The sequence below is a fragment of the Streptomyces sp. PA03-6a genome (assembly GCF_033792765.1).
In the GTDB taxonomy this organism is placed as follows: Bacteria; Actinomycetota; Actinomycetes; order Streptomycetales; family Streptomycetaceae; genus Actinacidiphila.
Window position 1 is genome coordinate 1 of sequence record NZ_JARAVK010000423.1, and the last position, 4,815, is coordinate 4,815.

At 67.9% G+C, this 4,815-nt stretch carries 3 protein-coding genes and 2 pseudogenes; 3 read left to right on the forward strand and 2 right to left on the reverse strand.

The window, feature by feature from the left end; translation table 11 throughout:
- Positions 1 to 118: 118 nt before the first annotated feature.
- Positions 119 to 3,175 (forward strand): NACHT domain-containing protein, encoded by a 3,057-nt coding sequence (locus PV350_RS44605; RefSeq protein ID WP_500339068.1) that lies wholly within the window; start codon positions 119 to 121, stop codon positions 3,173 to 3,175.
- A 419-nt stretch (positions 3,176 to 3,594) separates the two neighbouring features.
- Complete coding sequence (locus PV350_RS44610) at positions 3,595 to 3,768, forward strand: hypothetical protein (protein WP_500339069.1); 174 nt, start codon at positions 3,595 to 3,597, stop codon at positions 3,766 to 3,768.
- A gap of 31 nt (positions 3,769 to 3,799) precedes the next feature.
- On the opposite strand, the gene PV350_RS44615 is transcribed toward PV350_RS44610, so the two are convergent.
- Both PV350_RS44615 and PV350_RS44620 read right to left on the reverse strand, forming a co-directional pair.
- A complete protein-coding gene (locus tag PV350_RS44615) occupies positions 3,800 to 4,057 on the reverse strand; it encodes a hypothetical protein (protein WP_500339070.1) in 258 nt (85 codons plus the stop codon).
- A gap of 227 nt (positions 4,058 to 4,284) precedes the next feature.
- Positions 4,285 to 4,401 (reverse strand): annotated as a pseudogene (locus tag PV350_RS44620) (helicase associated domain-containing protein); the annotation flags it as partial.
- Positions 4,402 to 4,653: 252 nt separating this feature from the next.
- Here PV350_RS44620 and PV350_RS44625 point away from each other — a divergent pair.
- Positions 4,654 to 4,815 (forward strand): annotated as a pseudogene (locus PV350_RS44625) (helix-turn-helix domain-containing protein); the annotation flags it as partial.

Below are 4,815 nucleotides of genomic sequence, written 5' to 3' on the forward strand. Positions count from 1 at the left end.
GGGCGAGGGCGAGGGGGCGCGGGCTACCGGTGGGCTGCATACTGCGGGCGGCGCTGACACAGAGACCCCGGACCTGGCCCTGACATCCGGCGGGGTCACGCGTCCCGTGGCCGGCCGTGTGCCGGGCGCAGCCGAGGCGGGTGCCGGGGTTGCCGAGGCTGTGGCGGGCGACAGTGACGGCAGTGATGACGGGGCGACGGCAGTGGGCGATGAGGTTGCCCCCGGGGTGGCCGGTGGTGATGGCGATGACGTCACGGTGGTTGGCGAAGATGTGGTTGCTGACAAGAAGGCTGCTGCGCTTGGTAACCGCGCTGTGGCGGGGTCTGGCCAATCTCGTGAGGAGATTCTTGCCTGGCTGACTGGTCAAAGCGATCCCGCTGGCTCGTATAAGGCGGCTCTGCTGGATCTGGACAGTCGGTTCCCGGCAGAGGTCACCGTGAACTCTGCTATGCCCCGGGGATTGCGAGGGATTGCCCGGGGTGTTGACCGGCTGCGGGGACCCTCGCGGAGGATGGACGAGGCTGCCCGCCGTCACCCTGAGGAGTTCAATCATTACCGTAGGCAATTGGCTGTGCGTGACGCCGGTGATCCGGCCGGGTCGGCCGCCCGTCTTTTCCTGGCCGATGCGCAGCTGAGGGCGCTGGGAGTGGATGTGTTCGCCTTGGAGTGGGCGATCTTGCCGGATGGGGAGCGGGCTGCTGTCCGTGCTCTGGTTGACAGGTGGGTTGATCCGGACGGCACGGCGGGCTGGACTGATCGTGATTGGGGGGCTGTGGCGATGGCCCACCGTGTCGGGGAGGCGGTCGCGGCCGCCACCATCTTGCGGGTCGTCCGCAGCAGTGGTGTGTTGCGTGGCCACGATCAGGCACTGGTCAGGGCGGGAAACGACAGCGAACGCGGTAAAGCCGCGGTGGCCGCCGCTCGTATTGCCGACGTGGGCTGGGCGGACGGGCTGAGGGCGCTGGGAGTGGATGTGTTCGCCTTGGAATGGGCGGCCCTGCCGGACGGGGAGAAAGCTGCTGTCCGAGCTCTGGTGGGCAGCGTGGTGCGCGTGGAAGATACCCGGCACTGGACTGAACGTCACTGGGGTGCTGTTGCGGTAGCTGGCCGCTTCGGTGGGGTGGTCGCGGCCTTTACTAGCTGGGTAGTGACCGCCGCCCACTGTCGTGATGCTGTGACCGCCGGCTACTACGCGGCGCTGACCGACACGGCATTCAGCGACTACCCGGCCACGGAGGCCGCCCGGATTGTTAAGGCCGGGGATGGGCTGAGGGCAATGGGCGTGGATGTCTTCAGCCGTTACTGGGCGCTCCTGCCGGACGGGAAGCGAACTGCTGTCCACGCCCTGGCAGGCAGGCCGGACAGCACTGCGGACAGCATTGCGGACTGGACTGACCGTGACTGGGGTGCCATCGCCCTGACCCGCGAGCGCTCCGGCGATGAAGTCGCTGGCCAGACAGCTTTGCTGGTGGCCGCCGGCCACGCCCCGGATGCAGTCGCTCGCTACCAAGCGGCCCTGAGGGATGCCCACTTCGAGCCGGCCAAAGGGGCTGCTGCCATTCTCGAGGCGGGGAATGCGCTGCGGATCAGGGGAGGTGTCGATGTCTTTGTCCTGGAATGGAGGATCCGGTCGGCCGGCGACCGAGCCAGTATCGAAGCCCTGGCTCCTGGGGGGCTGCCCGGCCGGAACAGTACTGCTGGCTGGGGTGCCCGTGAATGGGGCGCCGTCACGGTAGCCTGGCGTACTGGTGACGCGGTCGCGGCCGCCGTTACCTGGCGGATTGCCGCCGACCGTGCTGGCCTTCCCGTACCTGACATCACCTCACTACGCATACAAGTCAACGCCCGACTCGCAAGCGGGCCCTGGAGCAGTGTCGACGATGCCACCGTCGCCAGGCACTACGTCGCCCTGGCCCCGCGCGAGGCCGGTGGCAGCGAACAGTTGGTGGCTACCGCGATCGCAAAGCGCATCTCTGACCACAACCGGTCCCGCTGGCCAGAAGTTGAGGCTCAAGCTGCTGTGCAATCCCTGGCTCGGAACTGGCTTGACCCGGGCATCTGGCCCGGGATTCATTGGGAGCGTGCCGCTACGGCCTATCGCGTGGGTGGTGTGGCTGCTGCGGCCGGTGTCGTCCTGGCGTTGATGGGCAGCCGGCACCCTGATTTGTTCCGTGGTTACCGCCAAGCGCAGGCGGCCGCGATGGGTGGCCCGGTTGAGGGCCTTCTCGAGGCGGCGAGGCAGCTGAAGCGGGTGGGGGTGGACGTTTTCCGCTTGGAGTGGGCGGCCCTGCCGGACTCTGAAAAAGCTGAGGTCACAGCGCTGGGGAATGAGTTGACCGACCCGGAAAATACCGCAGACTGGGGTACCCGTGACTGGGGTGCTGTTGCGGTGGCCCGCCGTTCCGGCCCGGCGGCTGCGGCTGCCGTCCTTCGGCACGTGTTGGCCGAGCGTGCCGGGCTTCATCCCCAGTCGTCCGCTGCGGGGCGTGGCCTGTTTGTCGGGATGGCGCTGGTGGATCATCAGGCGCAGTACCGGGAGGTTCTGGAGGAGTTGCGGGCTCGGTTGGATCAGGACAGTCCGGACTACGCGCGGGACTTTGAGCGGGTGGAGACTGCTCTGGGGTTTGTTGATCCGGGTGTTTCGCCTGCTGGCGGTGGGGGTGCGGCCGTGGAGGCCGGGGCTGCGGCTTTCGGTGATGCTCTCGATTCTGTGCCGGCCGTTGTAGGCACCGTCCCTATGGCGACCCTGAGCCCGGGCCTGGGATCCGGTGGTGTTCCGCGTCCTGTGGCTGGTCGTGTGCCGGGCGTAGCCGAGGAGGGGGCAGGGGTTGCCGGGGCTGTGGCGGGTGGCAGTGACGGCAGTGATGACGGGGCGACGGTGGTTGGCGATGAGGAGGGTGCCAACGTGGCCGACGGTGATGCTGATGACGGCACGGTGGTCGGTGACGATGGGGTGCCTGGCGGGACGGAAGCGAAGCGGGGTAGCAGCAGTCTGCCAGGGTCTGGTGGCGGCCATGACAAGGTCCGTGCCTGGCTGACCGGCCAGCGCCGTCACACTGAGCTCATTCAGATGGGCCACCGATCGAGTGAGGCCTCGGGCTATGGCTCTGCGCGGCAGGACGCCCCTCCCCTGCTCCTGACCTCGTCAACATCTCAGACAGCCTCACCCACATGAGTCCCCGCTGAAAGGGCTCACTGACTCGTATGAGGCGGCTCTGCTGGACCCGGACTGCGATGTATCGGCTTCATGTCAGTGAGCTCATGGCAGTGACGGTTGATCAGGAGATGGATGTTCTCGCAGGTCTCTGGCCTATGACGATGTCTGGCTGCTGACACGAGGTGGTGTTTTGCGTGTGGGCGGCTGACACGGAGTGGTACCTCCCCAGGTGGCTCACTGTCATGCAGGCGGTACATCGCACAGGGCCATCCTGCACCTCCCGCGTTGAACTGGCACTTCACTGGGGAGAGTTGCACGGTGGCCCGCTCCGCAGGCAGAGAGCGGAACCTATGTGAGTACGCGCCCCCGGCGCACGCCCTCACGATTATCGGCTGCACCAACTGGCGGGACGCCATCAAGCCGCCCGTGACTACCCCATGGCCACGTCCCGGTGGCATCCGACGCTGTGCGAGGAGTGCGAAAGCCGCGCGAGGGTCGCCGCGCTCCAGGCCGAGCAGGCCGAACGCGAACGCCGGGAGCAGGAGGAGGCAGCGGTTGACGCCGAAGCCGCACGCAGGGCCGGCGGCTGGCTCGCCCGTTTCCGTACCTGACCCCCGCAGGCGTGCCCAGGCGGGCAGCTGGTCAGGCGATTGTGTCGCTCCACGATTGCGCCACTGCGAGGTGGTGTTCACGGCGGGGCAGGAGGCGCCAGCCGTGTGGGCCGACGTCGGTGTCGGTTGCGGCGGCGGTGTTGGCCGTGATCTCAAACACCGACCCAACCAGTTCCTGCCGGGTCAATCCGGTGATCTGTGACAGGGCGAGTGTCGGCACGGGAACGGGAACGGTGATCTGCCCGTGGGCGTGAAGCGGTACGCCACCCCGGGTCACCCCCTTGATCACTCCCCCGCGGTTCACCCTGCGTCGTCTACTGGCCCAAGTCAATGCCCGACAGGGCACGGCCAAGACGGACCGCAGGGCGGCTGCGCGGCCGTGTGCCGCCTCATGTCAGCGCCGCGGCGGTATTGCGCCGCCACGTGTCAGCAGGCTGCTCACGGCAGCACACAGGGGCCGGGCCGAGACTCCCCGTTCGGAGTCCCGGCCCGGACCTTCCCCCCGCGCTGCGGTGGTTACCAGCGCATGCCGAGCGCGTCGAGTTCGGCCCGCCGTTCCCCGGTCAACTTCCCGGCGCGGCGGCTGGTGTTGTCCACGAATTGACCGAGCTTGACCTCGGTCACGGTCCCGTCCGGGTCGGTGAGTTGCTCGACGTGCTTGCGGGGCGCCTGGAGGCTCCCCTCGCGGGTGTGGAGCGTGGAACTGCTGGGCCGCCCGAAGGTTCACCGCCCACTTGTCCGCCTGCGTACGAGGCGCCTGCGGCTTCTCCGAAGGGTCCGCTGGGTGCGATCTCTCAGCTTCGCGGCAGTGGTGTTGAGAGACAGTTGATCGTTGCTGTGTTGCTGCTACTCAACGGCTGTTTTCACGGGGTGGAGCAGGCGGCCTTGGCGTTGGGGGCGGTGGCGCACGGCTGGTCTGACGAGCGCTGGACGCTCGCGCGGATCCGGACGCTGATCGGGCGGATGTTCCACAAGAGCTACACCGTGCCCGGGGTGTGCCTGTTGCTGCACCGGCACGGCTGGTCGCCCCAGGTGCCGGCTCGCCGG